Source organism: Gordonia spumicola (assembly GCF_009932475.1).
GTDB lineage: Bacteria > Actinomycetota > Actinomycetes > Mycobacteriales > Mycobacteriaceae > Gordonia > Gordonia spumicola.
In genome coordinates this window covers 127,652-148,878 of the sequence record NZ_BJOV01000005.1, presented here as the reverse complement: position 1 = coordinate 148,878, position 21,227 = coordinate 127,652, and the positions used below count along the sequence as shown (strand labels likewise).

Sequence of the window (21,227 nt, the reverse complement as noted above, 5' to 3'; positions counted from 1 at the left end):
CGTCGCCTTCCCGTTCCGCGGGGTGAATCCCGTCACGGAAGACGGTCCGACCGGACTATTCTGCTCTGATGCCCAATGCACTCACACGCTGGTGGGCGGAGGCCGATCCGGGCGATCTCCGCGATCGGCTCACCGACGTCAACGACGGGATCATCGCGTTGGCCGGTACCGGACTGGGTCTGGCCGGAGCCGAGATGAGCGGCCCGACGTCGTTCGCCGTCTTGGTGATCTCGGCGCTGATGGGGGCGTTCGCGGTGTTCGGCGTCCAGTTGGGCGAGGCGATGTCGCACCGCGAGGCCCAACAGGCGACGGTCGAGCGCGAGCAGCGACTCCTCGAGCTGACCCCGGACGAGGAGGTCGTCGAACTCGCGTCGTGGTTCGAAGCGAAGGGCGTGAGCCCCGAGACGTCCATGCTGGTGGCGACGGAACTGTCGGACGCCGACGCGCTGTCGGCGCAGTTGGAGATCGAGTACGGCATCCGGGAGCTGACCTCGCCCGGCGACGCGTGGCGCGAGGCGGTCACCGCGGGTCTGGCGTTCCTGTTCGGCGCCGCGTTGCCCGTGGTGGCGATGGTGACGGTCCCTCTCCCCTGGCGCAGCGAGGCCACGATCGCCGTGTCGCTCGTGTCTCTCGCGGCGACATCGGTCGTCATCGCTCGCCGCGGGTACGCGAACGTGCTCAGGACCGCCATCCGATCGCTGACGATCGGAGTGGCGGCCCTGGCTCTCGGCTATCTGCTCGGCGACTGGGTGATGTGACTACCGAGCCTCGGAGACCTGCTTGTCCGCGGGGACCGGCTGCACGTCCTCCGCGGCCTTCTTCGGCACCAGCTGGACGGTGAGCGACGGCGGCGTGATCGGGGCCTGCGCGGCTAGGGCCGAGCTCGTCGGCGCGTCCTGGCCCATCAGGGCCGCGTACAGCTGCTTGCGCGTGTCGGTCATCGGGACCGTCGCCTCGACGTGGAGCAGACGCGTGTCGGGGATCAGTGCGTCCGGCACCGCCGGGTTGTCGGTCATGCCAAGCCCGAGGTCCACTCCGACGGTGAGGTCGTTGTGCTGCCCCCAGTTGCGCTCCACCTGGACGCCGACCGCGCCCGCGATGACCGCTTCGGCGCCGATCGACAGGTTGCCGCTCGACGAGTCGGGGCCGCCGCCGATGAACGGCCGCAGCGACGCGATGGTCACGCCCGGCGCGAGGTCGAGCGGAGTGCGGTCGTCCACCACCGCGGCCGCGTCGCCGAAGATCACGTTCTGACCGGTGATCGCCTGCTCGGCGCGGGCGAGCATCGACGTGGACGACGGGAGCGGGGTCACGCAGTCGGCGGTGTCGCCCTGGTCGACACAGTCCATGTCGCCCCACTTGGCCTTGTCGGCCGGGTCGTGGTTCATCCGACCCGGGTAGTACCCGTGCTTGAGGAAGTAGCCGAGGAACGCGTCGGCGGCGCCGATCGGGTCGTACAGCGGGTCCGGGACGTCGCAGATGCCGTCGCCCTCGGTGCAGACCTGCTTGACGGGGATGGTCCCGAAGCCGCCGTCGCGCGGCCCGGACATCGTCAGCCCGGGGATGAGGCCGATCAGGGCGTTCTCGACGCCGGTGCTGTCGGGGCGCCCGACTCGGCGCGGATCGGAGTAGAGCTCGCCGGACAGTCCCTTGGCGGTGATGGGCGCGCCCTTCTGGCGGCCGTTCGCGACGTCGGACAGCACGTCGCCCGCCACGCGGGCGCCCTGCGAGTAGCCGGACACGACGATCGGCTTTCCGGGGCAGCGCTGCTGGTATGCGCTGATCGCGTGTTCGGTCGCGGCCTTGCCGAGCGCGACGTCGTCGTCGTAGCTGATGGGACCGAGGGGCCACAGCGACGTCGGGTAGTTGACGTACTGCACCTGGTAGCCGTCGCTCTTGTAGCGGGAGCCGACGCCGGTGACGCCGCCGACGGGGATGCCGTGGGCGTTGCGCGGCGCGTTGGTCCCGGCGACGACGATAGCCGCGCCGTTGCCGCAGCTGTCGGCGTTGGCCGTGCCCGGTGCGAGCGGGAGGATCGCGGCCAGTGCCGAGAACGAGAGGAGAACGTGGGGGAGGGAGCGCTTGATCACCAGGAAATTCTCAGGTACCCGACTGGTGATCGCACAGCCAGATCGGGTTTATGGCACAGAGTTGTCCCAGTTGAAACCGTAAGTCATCAACTCGAAATGATTTCGTTCCTTGACGTTTTCCTCTTCTTATGAGTTAGGTTCGCCTATCCTACTTCCGTTAGTCCGTTCGGACGACGATACCCGGATTGTGCGGCCACCGCCCCGCCCGACCGCACGACACGGACCCGGCAGCGCGCGGCCCTAACACAGCCGGGTCCGACAAGAGAAGAGTTTTGCTCCCCGCCGTTCCGGCCGTACCCGACCCCGCGCACCGGTGATATATCCTGTGCAGCAGGTCATGAGCATCAGCGACAAGCCCCGGCTCGCTGGTCGGCAACCCTCCTCCGCGGTGGGGTGCTCCGGGTGATGACCTGGCAACGGGGGGACGCCACGTCCCTGTGATGCAAGCGCGGGTCCGACGGTCGGACCCACATACCGGGCCGCGGCCCGACCGACCACAGAAAGTGAATGACGTCCCATGTCTGACGCCAGCAACTGGAGCTTCGAGACCAACCAGGTTCACGCCGGTCAGGTGGTCGATTCCACCACCAAGGCACGAGCTCTGCCGATCTACCAGACCACGTCGTACGTCTTCGACGACACCGACCACGCAGCGAACCTGTTCGCGCTGGCGGAGCCGGGCAACATCTACACCCGCATCATGAATCCGACGCAGGACGCCGTCGAACAGCGCCTCGCCGCGCTCGGCGGCGGCGTCGCGGCACTGCTCGTGTCGTCGGGCCAGGCCGCGACGACCTACGCGATCCAGAACATCGTCGAGGCCGGCGGCCACGTCGTGTCGAGCCCCCGCATCTACGGCGGCACGTACAACCTCTTCCACTACACGCTGCCCAAGTTCGGCATCGAGGTCTCGTTCGTCGACGACCCCGACGACCTGGAGTCGTGGAAGGCCGCGATCCGCCCGAACACACGCGCGCTGTTCGCCGAGACCATCTCCAACCCGCACAACCAGATCCTCGACATCGCGGGCGTCGCGGGCGTCGCTCACGACAACGGCCTCCCGCTCGTCGTCGACAACACCGTCGCCACGCCGTACCTGCTGAACCCGATCGAGCACGGCGCGAACATCGTCGTCCACTCGGCCACCAAGTACATCGGCGGCCACGGCACCGCCATCGGCGGCGTCATCATCGACGGCGGCAACTTCGACTGGCGTGTCCAGCGTGACGGCGAGGACCTGTTCCCCGGCTTCACCACCCCGGACCCCAGCTACGGCGGCGTCGTCATCGCCGACCTCGGGGCCCCCGCATACGCCCTCAAGGCACGCATCCAGCTGCTCCGTGACACCGGTTCGGCGATCGCACCGTTCAACGCGTTCCTGCTGGCCCAGGGCATCGAGACCCTGAGCCTGCGCGTGGAGCGCCACGTGTCCAACGCGCAGAAGGTCGCCGAGTTCCTCGAGGCCAACGACCAGGTCACCTCGGTCTCGTACGCGGGCCTGAAGTCGTCGCCGTACTACGACCGCGGCCAGGAGCTCCTGCCCAAGGGCCAGGGCGCGATCGTCGCCTTCGAGATCGAGGGCGGCGTCGACGCGGGCAAGGCGTTCGTGAACGCGCTGTCGCTGCACAGCCACGTCGCCAACATCGGCGACGTGCGCTCGCTGGTGATCCACCCGGCGTCGACCACCCACAGCCAGCTGACCCCTGAGGAGCAGCTCGCCGCGGGCGTCACCCCCGGTCTCGTCCGTCTGGCCGTCGGCATCGAGGGCATCGACGACATCCTCGCCGACCTGACCGAAGGCTTCAAGGCCGCCAAGTGAGTTCTGAGAACGTAGGAGGCGCCCGGTGTCGGTGACCATCGACCCGGCCGCCACGGCATTCGACCCGGACTGGGCCCTCCGCCCGGACGGGTCGGATGTCGCCGTGCGCATCGGCGATCTGGACCTCGAATCGGGGGCCCGGATCGCCGATGTCACGGTCACGTTCCAGAAGTGGGGTCGCCCCAACGAAGCGGGCGACAACATCGTTCTGGCGCTCCATGCGCTGACCGGCAACTCGCACGCCACCGGCCCGGCCGACGCGCGGTTCTCGATGACCGGCTGGTGGGACGGCCTCATCGGGCCGGGATGCGCCGTCGACACCGACGAGTGGTGCGTCGTCGCCCCCAATGCGATCGGCGGGTGCTACGGCTCCACCGGTCCCGGTTCCACGGCGCCCGACGGGCGGGCGTGGGGCTCACGCTTTCCGCTCCTGACGGTGCGCGACCTCGTCGCCGCCGAGTACGCCGCGTTCACGCGGTCGGGCATCACCAGGTTCGCCGCCGTCGCGGGCGGCTCGATGGGCGGTGCCCGCGCTCTCGAATGGGCCGTCACCCATCCCGACAAGATCGACGCAGCGCTCGTCCTCGCGGTCGGCGCCCGCGCATCTGCCGACCAGATCGGCACCCAGACCACGCAGATCGCCGCGATCAAGGGCGACGCCGACTGGCAGGACGGCGACTACTACGGCACCGGACGCGCGCCGATGACGGGCATGGGTGTGGCCCGCCGCGTCGCGCACCTGTCGTACCGCAGCGACCGCGAGCTCGACCAGCGCTTCGAGAATCTCCCGCAGGGCGACGAGGATCCGCTCACCGGCGGACGCTATGCGATCGCCAGCTACCTCGAGTACCAGTCGGAGAAGCTGAAGTCGCGCTTCGATCCGGGGAGCTACGTCGCGCTGTCGGAGGTGCTGAACAACCACGACGTGGGGCGCGGCCGCGGCGGAGTGAAGGCGGCACTGAACGCGTGCACCGTGCCGACGATCGTCGGCGGCATCGACTCCGATCGCCTGTACCCGCTGTATCAGCAGGAAGAACTCGCGGCCGAACTCGGCAATTGCGTCGGCGGCCTCCGAGTGGTCCGCTCCGACGCCGGGCACGACGGATTCCTCACCGAGAAGGAGCCGATCGCCGAGATGCTGCGCGACACCATCGCCCTCGTCCGCGCGCGCCGCTGACGCCTCAGCGTTCGAACTCGGCCAGCGCGTCGACGACGGCGTCGAGCACCGTCTGAACGGCGCGGCGTCGAGCGCGATCGGGCCGCATCACCGCCGACAGCGTCCGTTCGGCGTGGACGTCGACGATCTCCCGCAGAACGAGCCCGTCGTCGGCGACCGTGGTGAACCGTGGGAGCACGCACACGGCGTCGCTCGCCCGGACCATCGCCTCCATCACGCGGTTGTCGCGGAGTCGTTGCGGCACACTGAGTTCGCGTCCGGCCGCGGCCGCGACGGCCCGCAGGACGGCGTCGAACGGGTAACCGTCTGGGACGCCGATCCACTCCGCCTCGGCGACGTCTCGCGCCCGCAGCTGCGCGGGCTCGGTCAGCGGATGGTCGGCGCGCATCGCGATGTCGAGCGGTTCGACGGTCAGATGCACGACGTCCAGCCCGTCGGTTCCGACCGGCCCGCGACCGTCGAGGCTGTGCCCGATGACGATGTCGACATCGGAGGAGAGTCGGGCGAAGTCGGCTTCGGCAGGGTCCCGGTCGTGAAGGCGCAGCCGGACGCCTGCGTCGGCCGCCGCGCGGAGTGCGGGCGGAAAGATGAGCGCCGCGGCGCTGGGGAACGCGAGCATCGACACTTCGCCTCCCGGGTTGTCGCGGTAGGCGTCCCACGTGGCCTGGACCTGGGCGAGAGCACTCTGCACGGAGACCGCCCCGTCGGCCAGGAGCCGACCCGCGTCGGTGAGCCGGACGCCGCGCCCGTCCGGTTCGACGAGCGCCATCCCGAACTCGCGTTGCGCGGTTCGCAGCTGCTGGGACACCGCCGAGACCGTTCGATGTGTGGCCGCCGCGACGGCGGTGACACTCCCCCGGTCGGCCAGTTCCCGAAGCAGCTCGAGATGACGCACATCCATGCAGCCAACCTACAGTGTCAGTTCAATTCTTTTCAGTTGTCCTGCATCGTCCGGCCGTCGACGATGGACGCATGCCCACTCGCCACGTCGCCCTCGCACTGCTCGTCGCAGTGGCCTGGGGAGTCAACTTCGTCGCCATCGACTTCTCGCTCGACACGTTCCCCCCGATGTTCCTGGTGGCCCTGCGCTTCGCGGTGATCGCGATTCCGACGGTCCTGTTCATCCCCCGCCCGGACGTGCCGCTGCGGTGGCTCATCGGCTACGGCGTCGGCTTCGGCGTGCTGCAGTTCGCATTCGTGTACTGGGGCATGGCGATCGGGATGCCCGCGGGGCTCGCATCGCTGGTGCTGCAGGCGTCGGCGCCGTTCACGGTGGTCCTGAGTGCGATCCTCCTGCGCGAACGCCTCACCGGCGTTCAGGTGACCGGCATCCTCATCGCCGTCGCCGGCCTCGCGGTTGTCGGCTGGCAGCGCGCCGAGCACGCCGCCGTCGCTCCCTTCCTGCTCACCCTCGCCGGCGCGTTCGGGTGGGCGATCGGCAACGTGTCCAACCGCAGAGCCCTTCAGGATCCCGGCGCCTCGAGCGGACCCTCCCGATCCTCGAGCGCGCCCTCCCGGCCCTCGAGCGGAGTCGAGAGGCCCTTCCGTCTCATGATGTGGATGACGGTGATCCCGCCGCTGCCGATGCTGGTGGTCAGTCTGATCGTCGAGGGACCGTCGGAGATCGGCGAGTCGATGCGCGCGGCAGGCACCCTGGACGGGCTGCCCGCCGTGGTCGGCGTGATCTTCACCGCGGTGGTCGCGACGATCGGCGGGTCAGGTGCGTGGACGTGGCTGATGTCGATTCATCCGGCGAGTGTCGTCGCGCCGTTCTCGATGCTGGTGCCGGTGGTCGGGATGACGACGGCGTGGGTCGTGCTCGGCCAATCGGTGCGGCCGATGGAGATCGCGGGCGCGCTGCTGGTGGTCGGCGGCGTCCTGTTCGGGACTATCCGACTCTCACGCGGTGCCCAGCGAGCTGATGGAGGTGGCGAGCCAGAGCACGGCGACGCCGACCGCGGTCATGACCGCGACGTCGAACGGGCGACTGCGAACTTGTAGCAGGCCCACTCGGATGGCGGGGAGGATGGCGCGGAACGTCGCGCCGACGAGCATCGCCGAGCCGAAGACGAACGCGCCGCGCCGCCACCTGTCCACGAGGACGAGGACGGCGGCGACCACCACGATCGCGAGCACCACGTAGAACGGGATGTTCGCGATCACGGTGTGGATCCGTCGGGCTCGACGGATGGCGTCGACGCGTTCCTCGGTCATCAGGACTGGGCGGCGAGCTGCTGTTCGGCGCGTTCGACGACGTTGGCGAGCAGGAACGCACGGGTCAACGGTCCGACACCCCCCGGGTTCGGCGACACGGCGCCCGCGACGTCCCAGACGTCGGGTGCGACGTCGCCCTGGAGTCCGGCGTCGGTACGGCTGACGCCGACGTCGACGACGGCCGCGCCGGGCTTGACCATGTCGGCGGTGATCAGGTGCGCGACGCCTGCCGCAGCGACGACGATGTCGGCGCGGCGGGTCTCGGCGGCCAGGTCCTTGGTGCCGGTATGGCACAGGGTTACGGTCGCGTTCTCGCTGCGACGCGTCAGGAGGAGGCCGATCGGGCGGCCGATGGTGACACCGCGTCCGACGACGGTCACGTGCGCCCCGTCGAGCGGGATGTCGTAGCGGCGCAGGAGATGAATGACGCCGCGCGGGGTGCACGGGAGCGTCGACTCCTTGCCGAGGACGAGCCGCCCGAGGTTGATCGGGTGCAGGCCGTCGGCGTCCTTCTCCGGCGCGATGCGCTCGAGTGCCGCGTTCTCGTCGAGGTGCTTGGGCAGCGGGAGCTGCACGATGTAGCCGGTGCACGCCGGGTCGGCGTTCAGCTCGTCGATGGCAGCGTTGAGCTGCTCCTGCGTGATGTCGGCCGGAAGGTCCTTGCGGATCGACGAGATGCCGACCTTGGCGCAGTCGGAGTGCTTGCCCTTCACATACGACTGCGAGCCGGGATCGTCACCGACGAGCACCGTTCCCAGTCCGGGGGTGATGCCCGCGGCGCGGAGAGTGTCCACGCGCGCCTTCAGATCGGTGAAGATCTCGTCTCGGGTGAGTTTGCCGTCCAGTCGAATCGCCGTCACGGAAGACCATTCTTCCACTGACGGCGATTCCACGGGTCAGGCGGCTGCCAACTGCGACCGTGCGACGGCGAGGAACTCCTCGACCGTCACATAGAAGCCGGTGGCGTCGTCGATCTGGAACCAGACGGTCTGGGCCGGATCGAGGTCGGCGGTGCCGGTGTCGATGATGGTGTTCGTACGCATGGTTGCCTCCTAGGCATGGGTAGGTCGCAGCGTCCCGCGCGGGGACACTGCGTGAATGTCCGTGGGTCGGGCTCCGAAGCCCCGACGGCCGCTTTCCGGCCTTCGAGCGCAGTCGAGAAGAGGAACTCGTCGGCTCGCATGCACCCTTTATCGATGCGCGAACTTCTCGACCCTGAGTCCTCGGGAGATTCGCAGACGGTGGCGGCGGATCGTGAGATGATCAACGCCGCATTGCTGCGGACAGATCACTATCGCACGTGTCCCATCGAGCTGTCAAGTGGATCCGCGGGATCATCTGATCGACGTGAACATAGACTTGTCTGGTGTTCCGCATCGTGTACTTCCAATCGTACAACACGATCTAGGAGATATAGGCGATGTACGAGACAGCGAATCAAGTAGCAGGTCAGCGGGAGGATCGAGCCGTTCCACCCAGTCGACGTTCGGAGCATCCGATGATCCTCCGGATACGGGACCTCGAACCGGGTGATGTGGTCTACGGCGGGTTGGTCGTACTCGACGTCGTCCTGCCCGAAGACGACGAGTTCTGTCAGATCCTTTGCGAGACTGAGGAAGGTACTCCGTGGATGATCGTCGACCGCTTGGCGACGGACACAATCAGCGTCGAACGGAAGGAAGCTCGGTGACCGCTCTTCTGTACATCGACCAGGGTTGGATCTCGGTCACCGGGACAGACACCACGGTCACAGTCGCTCGCTCATGGCTCGTAGCGCGGCATCACGATATGTATCGCCGGACCGAACAGTTCACCCGAGGGTGCACGCTCGCATCGACCACCGAAGTCGATGCGCCGTCGGATGGAAGCTGGATCGGCGCAAGGATCATCATCGAGACCTTCGACCGGTAGGTCGACTCTCTCCCCTACTCCGAATCGGTCCCGATCGACGTAGCGGCTTCGATCATCGGGGTCTCAACCGGGGATCTGATCGAGCAAATGGTCGACGACGGTCTCTTGTTCCGTCTCGAAGACGGGTCACTCGTCCCCGGCCTGCACCCGTCGCTAGTCAGGATCGAAGACGACTGAACCGACGAGTAGACGTTCGGTCCAACCGAATCGACCCCGGAGCGGTGATGCTCCGGGGTCGGTTTGTTCACTGTGTCATCCGTTCGACCGCTTCAGGACCTCCACGGCTGGTTCTGTCGGAGTCTGACCATATGGTCGGCTCATGAACAACAAGGTTGCACTTGCTCCGATCGTCGTCTGTGCGGCGCTACTCGCCGGGTGCGGGTCCGATGACAGCTCCGACGCTCCAACATCGACCGTCGCAGCAGCGAGCCAGACAACGACCTCGACCTCCGAGTCGACAACGATCGACAGCGTGGTAGCCGATCTGAGGTCCGCAGTACCCCAGATCTCGAAGGTCATCGTAATCACCGAGGACAATGACCCGAACAATTTGGTCGGGAGACCGAACGGCTACGTTGCTGCGACCGTGATCGAGGACTCTCGGGTCAAGTGCTCCGAAGGTCAGAAGATCGGCGTCTCGTGCGGTGCGATGGTCGAAGAGTGGGCCGACACTGCGTCAGCACAGCGACGATCCGACCAGATCCAGGAGTACAAACGATCGATGCCGATCCTCGGGCAGGAGTACAACCACGTCGAGGGGCCGTTCTTGCTCCGAGTCTCCGGCGACTTGAAACCGTCTCAGGCCAAGAAGTACGAGACCGCGTTCGACAAATAGGCTAACGGCATGGATAGCGGCGTAACGGTAGCGATCATTGCCGCATGCGCAACGGTCGTTGCATCAGTTCCGGTTCTGATCGTCCGAGAGGGGTCACCACTCGCTCGACGAAACATCGAGAAGGATATTCAACTTCTACACGAACTGAAGTCAGATTCTCCGGTGAAGAGCCTACTCGACTATTCAATCTCGGAACGACTAAAGATCATAGCCCATAAGGGAATTACGGCCGTAGAGCGACGGACCCTCAACCGGATACTAGCAGCAATGTACATCGTCGGAGCACTGGGAACTACAACGCTCGTCATTCGCCGCACATTGGATTCACCACCGTTCGGACTCTCATCGACAAAGTTGCTGATATTTGGAACCTGCCTTACAGCAATTCAAATCATTCTTGCAGTACTCCTCTTCGCCGAGATTCGGCGAGTATACAAGCCCAAAAAGGCACCCGAGGAGAGTCGAGCCGACGATACTCCGGGAACGGACTACGACAGCGACAACTAGTGCCACCAACGACAAATCTCCGACCAGAAGAGGTCGGAGCATATCGGTCATGCCGCACGCTCCGATGGTCCTCTGAACCGAAGTAGAAGGTCGCTTACGAGTTCGCGGCCTGATACCAGTCCGCTACGGGGATCCCAAGTGCTCCGAGAAGATCGGCAGACTCGATACCGCTGATATTCTCTCGTTCGAGCCACTGATCGAGATCCCAGACGAACGACCTGAGCGACTTCGGGGTGTCGTAGGTGCCTGGTCGCTCGTCCGACCGGAGTAGCGTCGGTTTGATGAATCGTTCTGGTAGACGTTCGACTACCGCCTCGACCGTCGTCGGGGTGCGACGGTCTCGACGCTTCGGTGTGTACTTCTTCGGAGGCATCTACGTGCCTCGGATCTGAACCTGACGAATGACCCCGGATCGATCCGGGGTCGACTGATCCTCGTCCTGGTCGGGCTTCGTCAGACCGATCGATGCAAGAGCAGCGCGCATTTCAGCCTGAGCACTTCGTGCCGATTTGAGTTCTGGTGCTTCGACCCACTGCCCCATAGATCCCTTCACTCGGTAGCTTCCTCCGAGTTCAGCGATCTTCGAGTACAGGATGTCCGCCTGATCAGCTTGCCTACACGCTCCTTCGAGGATCACCTTCTGCGCTTCGGTCAGTTCGAACTCGTCCGTTGCCTCGTCCCAGATTCGTTGACCTGTCGCACCGAGGTCGTCTGGCTCGTACTCAGCCATTGATCTTCCAGCCACGACCGTTGAACGGATTGGCGCTTGCCACCCGCAAACGGTCTGCGTCGATCTCGTCAGCGAGCACGGCGGACGTCGTGCTGTCGTTGAGGTTGATCGGAATGCCCTCTCGGGCAGCGACGACGAACGTGTACCCGATCCTGGTCTCGGTCTCGTTGTGGCTCGTGTTCTGAGCGATTTCGAGCTTCCGGTAGTCACCGATTCCCGAAGGAGTGAACAGTCGGAGAATCTTGTCTGGTGACGCTCCGAAGCCGAGCGTGTTTCCGTGCTGGAACACGAAGAGGTCGATTGCTCCGAGGGCCTGTCCAGCCTCCGTAGCGGTGGCGAGCGCTTCGACAGCGACCGGACCAGCCTGCACGAGGGCATCCGGAGTCAGCGTCTCGGGAAGGTTGCCCACTGCTGCGACAAGCCTTTCAGCGGCTGAGTCGACGACGGTAGACAGCGTCTCGAAGATCTTTGTCGAGTCTGCGCGAAGCTCGTTCAGAGCGAGCGCCTGGTACGACTCGACCATCCGACGCTTAGCGACAGCCAACGGGGTGAATCCATCGGTCCCGAGCGCGAGCGCGGTCTCTGCGGCGAACGCGTGCATTACCGCCTCTGCCGTCTCCTCGGTGACCGGTTCGGTCGGTACGACCGGCAGACCATCGTAGGCGTAGCGGACAGCCTCGACGGAGTCGAGATACGGCTTGACAGTCTTCGGGAGCTTGTAGCCAAACTGTTCGAGCTGGGCGGTGAGAGCGGTGATGTTAGTGGTCATAATTCTTCCTTTACTGCCAGCGGTTGTCGCTGGGGTCGTGCGATGCGTTCGATGGTTGGGAGCCGATGTACCCGGCGATCAGACTTTTCATATCTCCGTTGAGCGGAGCGTTCCGTCGATCGTTCGGCGACTGCTTAGGATCTGGTCCCATGAAAGCGTCTCTGAGTGCTTGCGCCGGGGACTGGTAAACCGAATTACTCTGAGTAGAGACGGAGGTCTCGACCGGAGCAGCGGGGGTATTTGCTCTGATGAAGTCGGCCCACTTCGCAACCTCGAGGTCGACTGGTTTCTTGATCTTCCTGAGTCGTTCTGTTCGCTCGCGCTCCATGCGCTGAATCAGATTCTCGTTCATCTGTTCTCCTTCGTTCATTTGATTCGATACCCGAGACGCTCCAACTGGTCCATGTCGTGTCTGTCGGAGTACCGTCCTGCCTCGTTCGCTAGCTGAACGAACTGGGCAAGCTGGTCGATATGAGTTCGTAGGGCCGACTCCGGAGTGTTTGCGTCGTAGTTCACTCTCGGCTTCGCCGAGTCCTTGCATTTCCGAGCGTGAGCAAGGTGCTTTTCGTGCTGGCTGTATATCCGCTCGGCCCAACTGTTTGTCGGTGCCGGAGCTGTTCGGTACCCGTCTTTCGTTCGCGGTACGTCGGTGGTGCTACTCGGTGTCACTTCACTTCTGGTCCTTTTCGCTTGGCCCGCTCTGCACGGCTTGCATTTCGATTGCTTGGGGGAAAACTCGGTCGGCGAACGGCTCTTGCCGCACCGCGAACACTTGATGCTGCGGCAGTCGGTCGAAACTCGGGATTTCACCCTGACTGACCTGCGCGTGCGTCACATATTTTCGCGAGTTGATACAAACCCCTCGGGTAGTGATGAGGGCGCTTAGAATCGCTCTCAGCCGCCTTTACGGGTGCACCCTGATAGTGCTCTCGCGTCATCCTTCGAACCGACTAGGGCGTCGGAACCGATCCCATGAAGAGAGATCTCGTGCTACGACTTCTGGACGTTCACCGGAGAGAACGCGATCAGTCCACTCATCCTTGCGCCATTTGTTCACACCGAACCTGTATCTGAGGGGTTCGACTCGATCCTCGATCGGTCGATGGTCATCGCCTAGCCTGAACAATCGGTGGTACTCGTCAGCGTCGAGTTGGTCGATCGCGTTGAGCGTTGATCTCACGACGGCTTCGGAGGCTGATTCAAGTGACTCACGGTCACTGGTCGACTTCAAGGCTCACCGCTTCGAGAAAGTCCGCGAGATCAGTCCGCTTCTCGATCGCTTTCACAACCCGATCGTTGTAAGCGAGCCTCTCTCGATACCTCCGAGTGTTCGTTTTCGAGCATTCAGCGCAGTACCTCCCTGTACCGTCCGCACGCGGTTTCCAACGTTCGGTGTGCCCGTTCGTGCAAATTGATTTCACCTTGACCTCTCTCTAGTGGGTGTGAGTCCCATACGGGACCTGAAAATCCCCGTCGCACTTAAAGAACGACGGGGTAGAAAACTGGGGACGCAACTCTGCTGCGAAAAATCCGAGGGAGGGTCGCACCTGACCAGGGTGCGACTACTCCAAGCGGTAGACCAGGGAGCTACCGCCTCCGGGTGACATGATTCCAAGACAGCAATTGTCACCTTGATCCCGGTGAATAGACCGGGGGTTTGTGGAAGATCGGGCCGCTCGACCGTGGAGAAAACGGGAGCGGCTGATGCTCAACGAGATAAGGTCCTCGGAGCGATCGACGGAGTACGACCAGGAAGTCGGGTAATACACCCGAGCGTCGCACGTCCGAAGTAGGAGGACCGGAGTTCAAGCCGGTCCCCGGTTCCCTCTCGCTAATATGTATCCCTGATTACCAGGGCACAGCGGGTTACCAGATCCGGGCGTAGTTCTCGTCGGCCAGAGTCAGGCCGTACAGCTGGACAGGATTTCCCTCGTCGTCGGTCTCGTCCGCGATCTCCTCAACCGGCTCGTCAGACAGCGCTCCGAGCGCTTTGTCTTTCCGACGCTCTTCCTCGGTGTACTTCGTGATCAGGGCGCGTACGGCGCGACTCTGATTCGACGACTGGTTCGTGTCTCCGAGTGCCAGGCGTTCGACGTGACCGAGTTCCGCGAGGGTGATCGACGGGAGTTGGCGACCGATATCGGCGATGTACGCCGGGATCTGCGACCAATCCGGTTCCTCCTCACCCAGGAGGTCGAAGTCGACGATCGCTCGTTTGATCTCGTTCACCGCGTCGGAGTCGAATGAGGCGTACAGTTTCGCGGTCTCGCTCGCGATGAGACCACGGCCCCAAGCCTGCGTTGCTTTGCTAACGATGCCTGCGAGATTCTGCGGCTCACCGGACTTCGGGTAACCGTACGGACGGAGATCCTTCGAAAGCCGCCCTCGTCGTTCGATAGCGAACAGCTTCTCCCAGACGTGGGAGACGACGTCGTCGGCATCGACTCCGTGCCTGGACTTCGATGTCTGCGGATACTCGCGGACGACCTTGGTAGCAGCGAGTTTGATCGAGCGCCGGACCGTGGGATCTTCGAGGATTGTCCTCGGGGTCGAGGTGAGACGTTCGAGTTCTGCGTCGGTCGGAAGCGCCGTAGCCAGCGCAGTAGTGGTAGTGGTCATTCGTGTTGGGGTCTCCTGGTTGTAGTTAGCACGGCCCGGAGGTGGACAGCACTGATCCCCCGACGGCTCAACGGGCCTTCGGGGGATGATGATCGAGATCGTGAGAGCCAGCATCGCTGGCAGGGAATTGCAGTGGATCGGCTCTGCTGCCAGACCCCTACAGAACTAAATGTAACACGGCGTGTTGACATGAGTCAAGTCGGATGATAAAGTGCGCGCCCCTGGTCCCAGAATCTGCGGCGTAGCGTGCACGCTGACGCGCTGCCGAGTAGCAGTGACCCTTAGTCCGCAGGGCGGGCGAAGCTGTCGACCTACCCGGTATCGAACTGTCGTTCGAAACTTGTAGTCCGTTCATATGAGCAGCCAATTTCTCGGTGCTGACCAGGTCGAACGTCTCGAAAATCACCGGGGATAACGCCGAAGAGCCTTAGATCCGCATTACGCCCCGGGTGCTGCGCCCCCGTGAGGGGGTAACCCCCGTGGGGGTACACCACCCCGGAGAGGACACCCATACAGAGGAGGAGAGGCACAGGACACCCGCGCACTCCCCAGCACACCCACCCGGTAGGTAGGGGTACCCCACCCCCCTCTACACCCCCTCCCCTGCGCAACCCAGGGCACACACCCCACACGCTCCCCACACCCAGGTCCCACCCACCCCGTACGCCACACCCCCTGCACACTCCCTACATACCCACCCCCTCTACACACTCCCTGTACCCAGGTCAGCTATTGGGGTCGCCAGAACACCCTCCGTGCGCGGCGGGGGCACACGAGTGATCACGACGGCGTACCGGGAGGCCCCTGAGACCCACTGGAAGGTACCGGAAGGTACTGGAAGGTACTAGAAGGTACGTAGACGGGCCTGAGTTGCACACTGACGAACCCGACCGGCAGGGGTACCTCTTGAACCCTCGCGAGGTGCCGTTAGGGCGCATGCGGCGACGCTAGGGGGCAGGAACGACACGCCGAGCAGCCTCAGACACGCCGGGGCCCCTGTGGATAAAGAACGGCTGACCTGGGACTTTCATGAATGTTATTCACAAGTTCTTGTGGTCAGTTGAAAAGCCACCCACTAGGTGTAGTGTTTTGAGTAGTTCGAGACACGACGAAGGCTCCCACCAACGGGAGCGGTGCTCTCCGGGTGGGAACCGATTCGTCTGCAACAAACTTCCTACGGCGAGTTGCAGTTGCGACGGTACTCCATTCGGGCCGAGAGGGTGCAATCACCCAGATATTCGGTGCATCACGTGTGGCGAACGCTACCAAGGAGCCAAATATCATGGCCTCTCGCAAGACGTCGACCAGTAGGTCGACAAGAACCGTCCGCGTTCCGGTCAAGATCAAGACCGGCAACACCACGCGTCGGACTTCGGTCCCGGTGAGGGTTCAGACCGTCACCAAGACTGTGAGGTTCAGCTGATGACGTACAAGCCGGGTGAGCGCGCTCCCCGATCAGGTCAGTACGAGATCGTTGGTCCCCGGGGCGGAGGCACCGGGAAGGAGCGCACCGTGACCCAGGGCGAACCGTTCCCGCCGACGCCGGGCGCTGGTCAGCTGTATAGGCTTGCTGACCCGACGAAGCACTAACCGCCCTAGACAGTGGGGAAGCGACCTACCTCGACGCGGAGGTCGAGGTAGGTCGTGATCCTTCGACTGTCCCTCGATCAACTGAATACTTCGTCGAACCGGTCGATCGCGTGCCAGGTTCGCACTTCCCGTTCACAGCACAGACCCGGACGTCTAGTGTCTCGACCCATGACTCCGTGGCTGACAATCAGCGGAATCTTGATCTCGATCGGACTTATCATCCTGATCGTCAAGTACCGCGTCATCATCGGGAAGAGCCTCCTCGTCCTGTACGTCGTCGGATGGATCGCCGCGATCTTCTGGGCGGGTTGGGCGTCGTACCACAGTTCCCCGGACGCAAGTTGGATCGAACGGACCGGATGGTCGATCCTCGGGACCGTAGGTGCAGTCGTCGCAGCACTCGTAGTCACCGTATTCCTCTGGACCGTGGCAGAAGAAGCCTCTAACAGCGTATGACAGCTCGACACCGTCACCACACACGACCCTCGATCGGCTGAAGCCGCCTCGGAGATGAAACCTTCTCTTTGCCCGAGGAGCGAAGCGACGAGGGTTTCTCTTGGAAGTTCTCTTCGGAGAGTAGGAAGATGAGCAAGCCAATGCTCGCTGGCTTCGGAGAGGGACTACTAATCCGGTGACCTTCCGGGATCACCGGATCTTCCTCGTTCACTCCTAAGTAGGGAGTATCGGCCACGCCTCCCTTTGGAGTCCGTCGTGGTCTCGCTGGTCTACTTCTCCTCTGTCTCCGTCGACAGGCTGTAGTGCCTGTCTCCGCAGATGCCTCTTCTCCGTCGCTTGCTCTAGGGCAAGCTCTGTTACCACTCTTGATGACCAGACAGGCGAAGCACCAAGCGAGAGCCTGTCCTTTTCTAATTCCTACTCCGATGCGGTCGACCTTGATGGTCGACCTTCAGAGTTCTTCAGAGTGGGGGGTAAGAGTGCGAGGTACGAGTGCTCTTATATGGGGGGTCACCATCACCACTCACCACCCCCTCTGACCTGCGGTTTTACTCCGAGGTGGTGCCAAGTGGTGACGACAAAATCACCACCCAATAGTTTCCTGACCAGCGCTTTTACGCCGCAGGTGGTGACACGATTTCCCAGGAATCACCACCTCCTCGGATGAGTAGAGCGCCGTATGCCTGATTCTTGGACACCTGCGACTTGAACGATGACTCCGATACGATCGGCTTCCCGCCGGTACCGTCGAAGTGCTCTGCGACTTTCTCGGCAGCCTTGTTCCGGCTCAACCCTTGGCAGTTCGCCACAACCCAAGAGGCGACGTCGGCGTTCTTGTCCAGCGTCTCCGGCGCTCGATCGGGAGTTCTTGATTCCACGTCTGTCTTGGCCGAAAGCACAGTGAACCGAGCGCCGGACTCCGATTGTATCGAGTACTCGGTCTCGTAGTCGAGATTGCCGCTTGCTTTCAACCCGAGGTTGTACCGGCGCGTCCGCCACATGTACAACTTCCAGCGGACCGCAGCGGAGACCGCCGAACTCCCGAGCGGTGTGGTCGGCTTGTACCCGTTCTGCCCTTTCTTATCCGACGAGTGGCCGATGACGACGACCGCGATTCCTGCGCGTACCAGCTTCCTCACCCCGGAAAAGAACGCTGACACTGTCGCATCGTCGTTGATCGACCCGCCTGATTCGAGCGACTGCGTGATGTTGTCGATGATGACGACATTGAACCCTCGACCCCGACACAACTTCTCGACGGAGTCCCACGTCCCCGGCGACGTAGCACCGAGCGCATAGAACCCGACTCTATTGCCAGTATCCGGAGAGACTGTCTTGATTCTGTCGGCGTACTCCTTCTGCCCTCTATCATCGGTGGTGAATACACCGATCGAATACGGACGCTCCTCCGGCACGACTCCGAGGAAGTCGGTTCCGTTCAAGAGAGATCCGACAAGCGATGCGGCAAGCCACGACTTGCCGAGCTTCGCCTCTCCATAGAGCAACGTCGTGGTAGCCGAGATCAAACCAGGGACGATCCAATCCGAGCCGTCTTGGTACTTGGAAAGAACTTCCTCCATGCTCATCCCGTCGAATTGCGCCTCTAGTTCTTTGAGTTCCTGCTGTTCCGGGCTGACGTATCCCGGACGTTCCGCCACGGGTACGAAGTCGTCCGCAAATGGGTTGGTGCTGTAGCCGAGGTCAGTCTGTTCGCTGTACCGAACAGCTCCGGTGGTGGTAGTCAATACTTCTCCTGGTTTCTCTATCTCCGTGCCACGCGCCGGAGGTTGGTTGTTGTCGTCACTTCCCGATGCTTGCCACTATCCGGCTAGCGCGTAGTCGCTCTGCGAGCGAGCGACGGAGTGAAATTGCTCAACTGTGATCCAATAGCCGATCTGGTCATCGATCTGTAACCACACGATCTGATCGGGGTCGAGGTTGGTCATGTTTCACCCTCCTTTCTAAGCTGGAATTGAATAGCGGTACACCCTTGGTGCCTTTTGATGATTGAGGCCGTCAGCATTGAATCTAGAGGGCATTACGGTGCCTTCTAGCGTCCGAACTACGTGTATTCCGACGACTCCCGAAGTCTGTGTTCGTGAGCGACTGCGAGAACGACGGGTGTCCGTGCCACGACGGGGAGGTCGAGATCCCCGTCGGAGTCCTTGCGCGAATCGATCAGACGCTCGTCGCGTATCGCGACGAGCTGTAGCCGACGGAATCAGCTAGGTGTGTTGATTGAGCATCCGAACTCCCGAGGACAGCAGCGAGCCACGGCGGATACTTCACGCCGGACGGTGCAGACCTTTCGTTCTCACTCGGGGTGACCCGAGGACGGGCGCGGGTTGTGATTCCGCTATTCCTTCAGATTCGATCAGTATCGCACGACCGTTCGACGTTGTCAATGTTTGTTGACGACGTCGGATCTGTGACACGTCGACTCGGTCCGGCGACCGAAGCCGGATGCCTGGACTTATGGCTGCGAGATCCCGAGACGTTCCCGCAAGTCGGCAGGAACCAGAATCTCGCCGTAGGTCGCTCCCGGCGCGGACTTCGTCCGGCGTTGACCTCCGGTATCGACCCGGAGCGCGAACGTAATCCCGGACCGGAGCAACAGCGAACGTCGACCTTCGGAGGTCGACGACTCCCACTGATCTCGGTACGTCCCGCCGACGGGCTCGTACTTCCAATGCGCTTCGACCCGAGGTGATGCTTCGAGTGCCGACAACTCGGCGTCCTTCGCTTGAATCTGAGACCTGAGACGCTGTTTCGCTGTCTCCGAGGCCATGGTTCCGATAAGAGCCTGTAGCTCGTCGAGAGCAGCTACAGCAGCTCTGATCTCCTCGTCCCGCGAGTCTCCGGGCATCCAGACCCGTTCGACGACCGAGAGGTCTCCGACCTCGTCGAGAAACAACTCTTCGACGAACAACTCCGCGTAGTCCAACGGGATCGGAGTAGACCGCCCGTACTCACACCGGTCCTTGTATTCGTCAGGGTGGATGAGGTACACGAACTCGTAGACCTTCGGTTCACCTGACTTCATCGTCCTCTTCGTCTGCGTCTTCGAGTGACGCAACGGACGCCGACACCCTGGGCAGACGACGATCCCGGTGAGCGCGTACGGGACCTCCCGGCGGTCGTACGTCATCTTCTTCTCGGTCATCTTCTGCACCCGCTCGAACTCAGCAAGCGAAATCAACGGCTCCCCGATCATCACCGGATCTCCGTTGTCATCCCGCACGGTGGCTCCCGCCTTCATCGAGTACCCGAGAAGAGCTTGACTCCGGATGAGTTGTCGAACGGTCTGCTGAAACCAGCGCTTCGACGCGTCAGGCGTACCTCCACGAAGCGACTTCTTGTGTTCCGTCGGAATCAACGTCCCCGCGTCGTTCAGACGCTTGATCGCGTACGGCACTCCCCGACCCGCGATCACATCATCGACAATCGACTGAATGACCGAGCGCCCAACGGGGTCGACTTCGAGCCTCCACCCCGCTCCATCCTCGACCCGTACTGGCACGTACCCGTACGGGAATGTCCCGCCTGCCCATCTACCGAGTTCCCGGAGCTTGGCACGAGAGGAGACCTGACGTTCCCTGATCGCCTCTAGCTCGCCCTCTGCCAGACCTGCTATGACCGATGCCAGCATTCGACCCGACCACGTCGACAGGTCGATCGACTCCGAGACTGATACGAGCGTCTTCCCGTTGTCGTTCGCCCATCCGAACAGCTTGTTCAACAGGACGGCGGATCTACCTAGCCGATCCAACTTCCACGCAACGACAGCGTCGTACTGCCCGATCTTCTCCGGATCGGTTAGCCACGGCCCGAGCGACGGGGTGTGGAACGGATCGACCGACCCCGACACACCGTCGTCGATCGCCCATCCGACGATCTGAGCGTCTTGCATCGACGCCCATTGTTCGACGACCTCACGCTGTCGCTCGACGGAGGTAGATTCCTCCGTAGTCCGAGACAGCCGGACCCTGCCGAGTACCCGTATCGTTGGTGTCATGGTCGACGCTCCTAATCGTTTCTCCCTGAAGATCATGTACTATCAGCCCTGCATCCCCCCGAATACGGGCAACGCGATCCGAATCGCGGCGAACACGGGGTGTGAACTGCACTTGATCGAGCCGCTCGGGTTCACGATGACGGACGCTCAGGTCAAACGAGCCGGCCTGGACTACCACGAGATGGCGAACGTGACGGTCCACCCCGATCTGCAGACGGCGTGGGACGTGCTGAAACCCGAGCGGGTGTTCGCGTTCACCGCCCACACGAGCAAGTTCCACACCGACGTCGACTATCGCGCGGGCGACGTCCTCCTCTTCGGCCCCGAACCGACGGGCCTGCCGCAGGAGGTGCTGAACGATCCACACGTCACCGAACAACTCCGCATCCCGATGCTGGCGGGACGTCGCTCGATGAATCTCGCCAACGCGACGAGCGTCGCACTGTACGAGGCGTGGCGACAGAACGGGTTCTCCGGCGCCGTCTAGGTGTAGTC

21 protein-coding genes and 1 riboswitch are annotated in these 21,227 nt (G+C 63.2%); of the genes, 9 read left to right on the top strand and 12 right to left on the bottom strand.

The window, feature by feature from the left end; translation table 11 throughout:
• Positions 1 to 68: 68 nt before the first annotated feature.
• The gene (locus GYB83_RS11985; protein WP_161895746.1) at positions 69 to 758 is read left to right on the top strand and encodes a VIT1/CCC1 transporter family protein; all 690 of its coding nucleotides are present in this window, start codon (positions 69 to 71) and stop codon (positions 756 to 758) included.
• Here GYB83_RS11985 and GYB83_RS11980 read toward each other — a convergent pair whose 3' ends face one another.
• Entirely contained in the window at positions 759 to 2,090 is a 1,332-nt protein-coding gene (locus GYB83_RS11980; protein ID WP_228461436.1) for a PE-PPE domain-containing protein, read from the bottom strand.
• A gap of 333 nt (positions 2,091 to 2,423) precedes the next feature.
• Positions 2,424 to 2,545: riboswitch (SAM riboswitch) on the top strand.
• A gap of 62 nt (positions 2,546 to 2,607) precedes the next feature.
• On the opposite strand from GYB83_RS11980, the gene GYB83_RS11975 reads away from it, so the two are divergent.
• The gene (locus GYB83_RS11975; protein ID WP_161895745.1) at positions 2,608 to 3,909 is read left to right on the top strand and encodes a bifunctional o-acetylhomoserine/o-acetylserine sulfhydrylase; all 1,302 of its coding nucleotides are present in this window, start codon (positions 2,608 to 2,610) and stop codon (positions 3,907 to 3,909) included.
• Between the two features lie 25 nt (positions 3,910 to 3,934).
• Positions 3,935 to 5,086 carry a homoserine O-acetyltransferase MetX gene (metX, locus tag GYB83_RS11970; protein WP_161895744.1) on the top strand — a complete coding sequence of 384 codons (1,152 nt, stop codon included), beginning with the start codon at positions 3,935 to 3,937 and terminating at the stop codon, positions 5,084 to 5,086.
• A gap of 4 nt (positions 5,087 to 5,090) precedes the next feature.
• On the opposite strand, the gene GYB83_RS11965 is transcribed toward metX, so the two are convergent.
• Positions 5,091 to 5,987: a LysR family transcriptional regulator gene (locus GYB83_RS11965; protein ID WP_161895743.1), complete on the bottom strand. Its 897-nt coding sequence runs from the start codon at positions 5,985 to 5,987 to the stop codon at positions 5,091 to 5,093.
• A 71-nt stretch (positions 5,988 to 6,058) separates the two neighbouring features.
• Between GYB83_RS11965 and GYB83_RS11960 the strand changes: the two genes are divergently transcribed.
• Positions 6,059 to 7,087, top strand: coding sequence for an EamA family transporter (locus tag GYB83_RS11960; protein WP_161895742.1), 1,029 nt, complete (start codon positions 6,059 to 6,061; stop codon positions 7,085 to 7,087).
• Here GYB83_RS11960 and GYB83_RS11955 read toward each other — a convergent pair.
• From GYB83_RS11955 to GYB83_RS23405, 3 genes are read right to left on the bottom strand one after another with little or no spacing between them, the layout of a single operon-like run.
• Positions 6,986 to 7,300, bottom strand: a complete 315-nt coding sequence (locus GYB83_RS11955) for a DUF3017 domain-containing protein (protein WP_161895741.1) — start codon at positions 7,298 to 7,300, stop codon at positions 6,986 to 6,988. The two genes, GYB83_RS11960 and GYB83_RS11955, sit on opposite strands and share 102 nt — an antisense overlap.
• Positions 7,300 to 8,160, bottom strand: a complete 861-nt coding sequence (locus tag GYB83_RS11950; RefSeq protein ID WP_161895740.1) for a bifunctional methylenetetrahydrofolate dehydrogenase/methenyltetrahydrofolate cyclohydrolase — start codon at positions 8,158 to 8,160, stop codon at positions 7,300 to 7,302. The genes GYB83_RS11955 and GYB83_RS11950 overlap by 1 nt, the downstream gene beginning before the upstream one ends.
• A 36-nt stretch (positions 8,161 to 8,196) precedes the next feature.
• Positions 8,197 to 8,343 carry a hypothetical protein gene (locus GYB83_RS23405; protein ID WP_186349775.1) on the bottom strand — a complete coding sequence of 49 codons (147 nt, stop codon included), beginning with the start codon at positions 8,341 to 8,343 and terminating at the stop codon, positions 8,197 to 8,199.
• A gap of 583 nt (positions 8,344 to 8,926) precedes the next feature.
• Between GYB83_RS23405 and GYB83_RS11945 the strand changes: the two genes are divergently transcribed.
• The 3 genes from GYB83_RS11945 to GYB83_RS11935 all read left to right on the top strand — a co-directional run bounded on the left by GYB83_RS11945 (position 8,927) and on the right by GYB83_RS11935 (position 10,553).
• Positions 8,927 to 9,211 (top strand): hypothetical protein, encoded by a 285-nt coding sequence (locus GYB83_RS11945; protein WP_161895739.1) that lies wholly within the window; start codon positions 8,927 to 8,929, stop codon positions 9,209 to 9,211.
• Between the two features lie 319 nt (positions 9,212 to 9,530).
• Positions 9,531 to 10,046, top strand: a complete 516-nt coding sequence (locus tag GYB83_RS11940; protein ID WP_161895738.1) for a hypothetical protein — start codon at positions 9,531 to 9,533, stop codon at positions 10,044 to 10,046.
• Positions 10,047 to 10,055: 9 nt separating this feature from the next.
• Positions 10,056 to 10,553 (top strand): hypothetical protein, encoded by a 498-nt coding sequence (locus GYB83_RS11935; protein ID WP_161895737.1) that lies wholly within the window; start codon positions 10,056 to 10,058, stop codon positions 10,551 to 10,553.
• Positions 10,554 to 10,926: 373 nt separating this feature from the next.
• Here the strand turns inward: GYB83_RS11935 and GYB83_RS11930 are convergent, their stop codons facing one another.
• The 4 genes from GYB83_RS11930 to GYB83_RS11915 form a co-directional block, all read right to left on the bottom strand.
• Positions 10,927 to 11,283, bottom strand: a complete 357-nt coding sequence (locus GYB83_RS11930) for a P27 family phage terminase small subunit (RefSeq protein ID WP_161895736.1) — start codon at positions 11,281 to 11,283, stop codon at positions 10,927 to 10,929.
• Positions 11,276 to 12,052: a hypothetical protein gene (locus GYB83_RS11925; protein ID WP_161895735.1), complete on the bottom strand. Its 777-nt coding sequence runs from the start codon at positions 12,050 to 12,052 to the stop codon at positions 11,276 to 11,278. Before GYB83_RS11925 ends, GYB83_RS11930 begins: the two co-directional genes overlap by 8 nt.
• A gap of 10 nt (positions 12,053 to 12,062) precedes the next feature.
• Complete coding sequence (locus GYB83_RS11920; protein WP_161895734.1) at positions 12,063 to 12,404, bottom strand: hypothetical protein; 342 nt, start codon at positions 12,402 to 12,404, stop codon at positions 12,063 to 12,065.
• Positions 12,405 to 13,918: 1,514 nt separating this feature from the next.
• Entirely contained in the window at positions 13,919 to 14,785 is an 867-nt protein-coding gene (locus GYB83_RS11915) for a hypothetical protein (protein WP_161895733.1), read from the bottom strand.
• Positions 14,786 to 16,429: 1,644 nt separating this feature from the next.
• Between GYB83_RS11915 and GYB83_RS11905 the strand changes: the two genes are divergently transcribed.
• Complete coding sequence (locus GYB83_RS11905; RefSeq protein WP_161895731.1) at positions 16,430 to 16,717, top strand: hypothetical protein; 288 nt, start codon at positions 16,430 to 16,432, stop codon at positions 16,715 to 16,717.
• Between the two features lie 614 nt (positions 16,718 to 17,331).
• Here GYB83_RS11905 and GYB83_RS11900 read toward each other — a convergent pair.
• From GYB83_RS11900 to GYB83_RS11895, 3 genes are all read right to left on the bottom strand, one after another.
• Positions 17,332 to 18,462, bottom strand: a complete 1,131-nt coding sequence (locus GYB83_RS11900) for an AAA family ATPase (RefSeq protein WP_161895730.1) — start codon at positions 18,460 to 18,462, stop codon at positions 17,332 to 17,334.
• A 75-nt stretch (positions 18,463 to 18,537) separates the two neighbouring features.
• Positions 18,538 to 18,663 (bottom strand): hypothetical protein, encoded by a 126-nt coding sequence (locus GYB83_RS23895; protein ID WP_267130327.1) that lies wholly within the window; start codon positions 18,661 to 18,663, stop codon positions 18,538 to 18,540.
• 527 nt (positions 18,664 to 19,190) lie between these two features.
• Positions 19,191 to 20,732 carry a recombinase family protein gene (locus GYB83_RS11895; RefSeq protein WP_161895729.1) on the bottom strand — a complete coding sequence of 514 codons (1,542 nt, stop codon included), beginning with the start codon at positions 20,730 to 20,732 and terminating at the stop codon, positions 19,191 to 19,193.
• Between GYB83_RS11895 and GYB83_RS11890 the strand changes: the two genes are divergently transcribed.
• Positions 20,731 to 21,219, top strand: coding sequence for a tRNA (cytidine(34)-2'-O)-methyltransferase (locus GYB83_RS11890; protein ID WP_161895728.1), 489 nt, complete (start codon positions 20,731 to 20,733; stop codon positions 21,217 to 21,219). The genes GYB83_RS11895 and GYB83_RS11890 overlap by 2 nt on opposite strands.
• Positions 21,220 to 21,227: the final 8 nt, after the last annotated feature.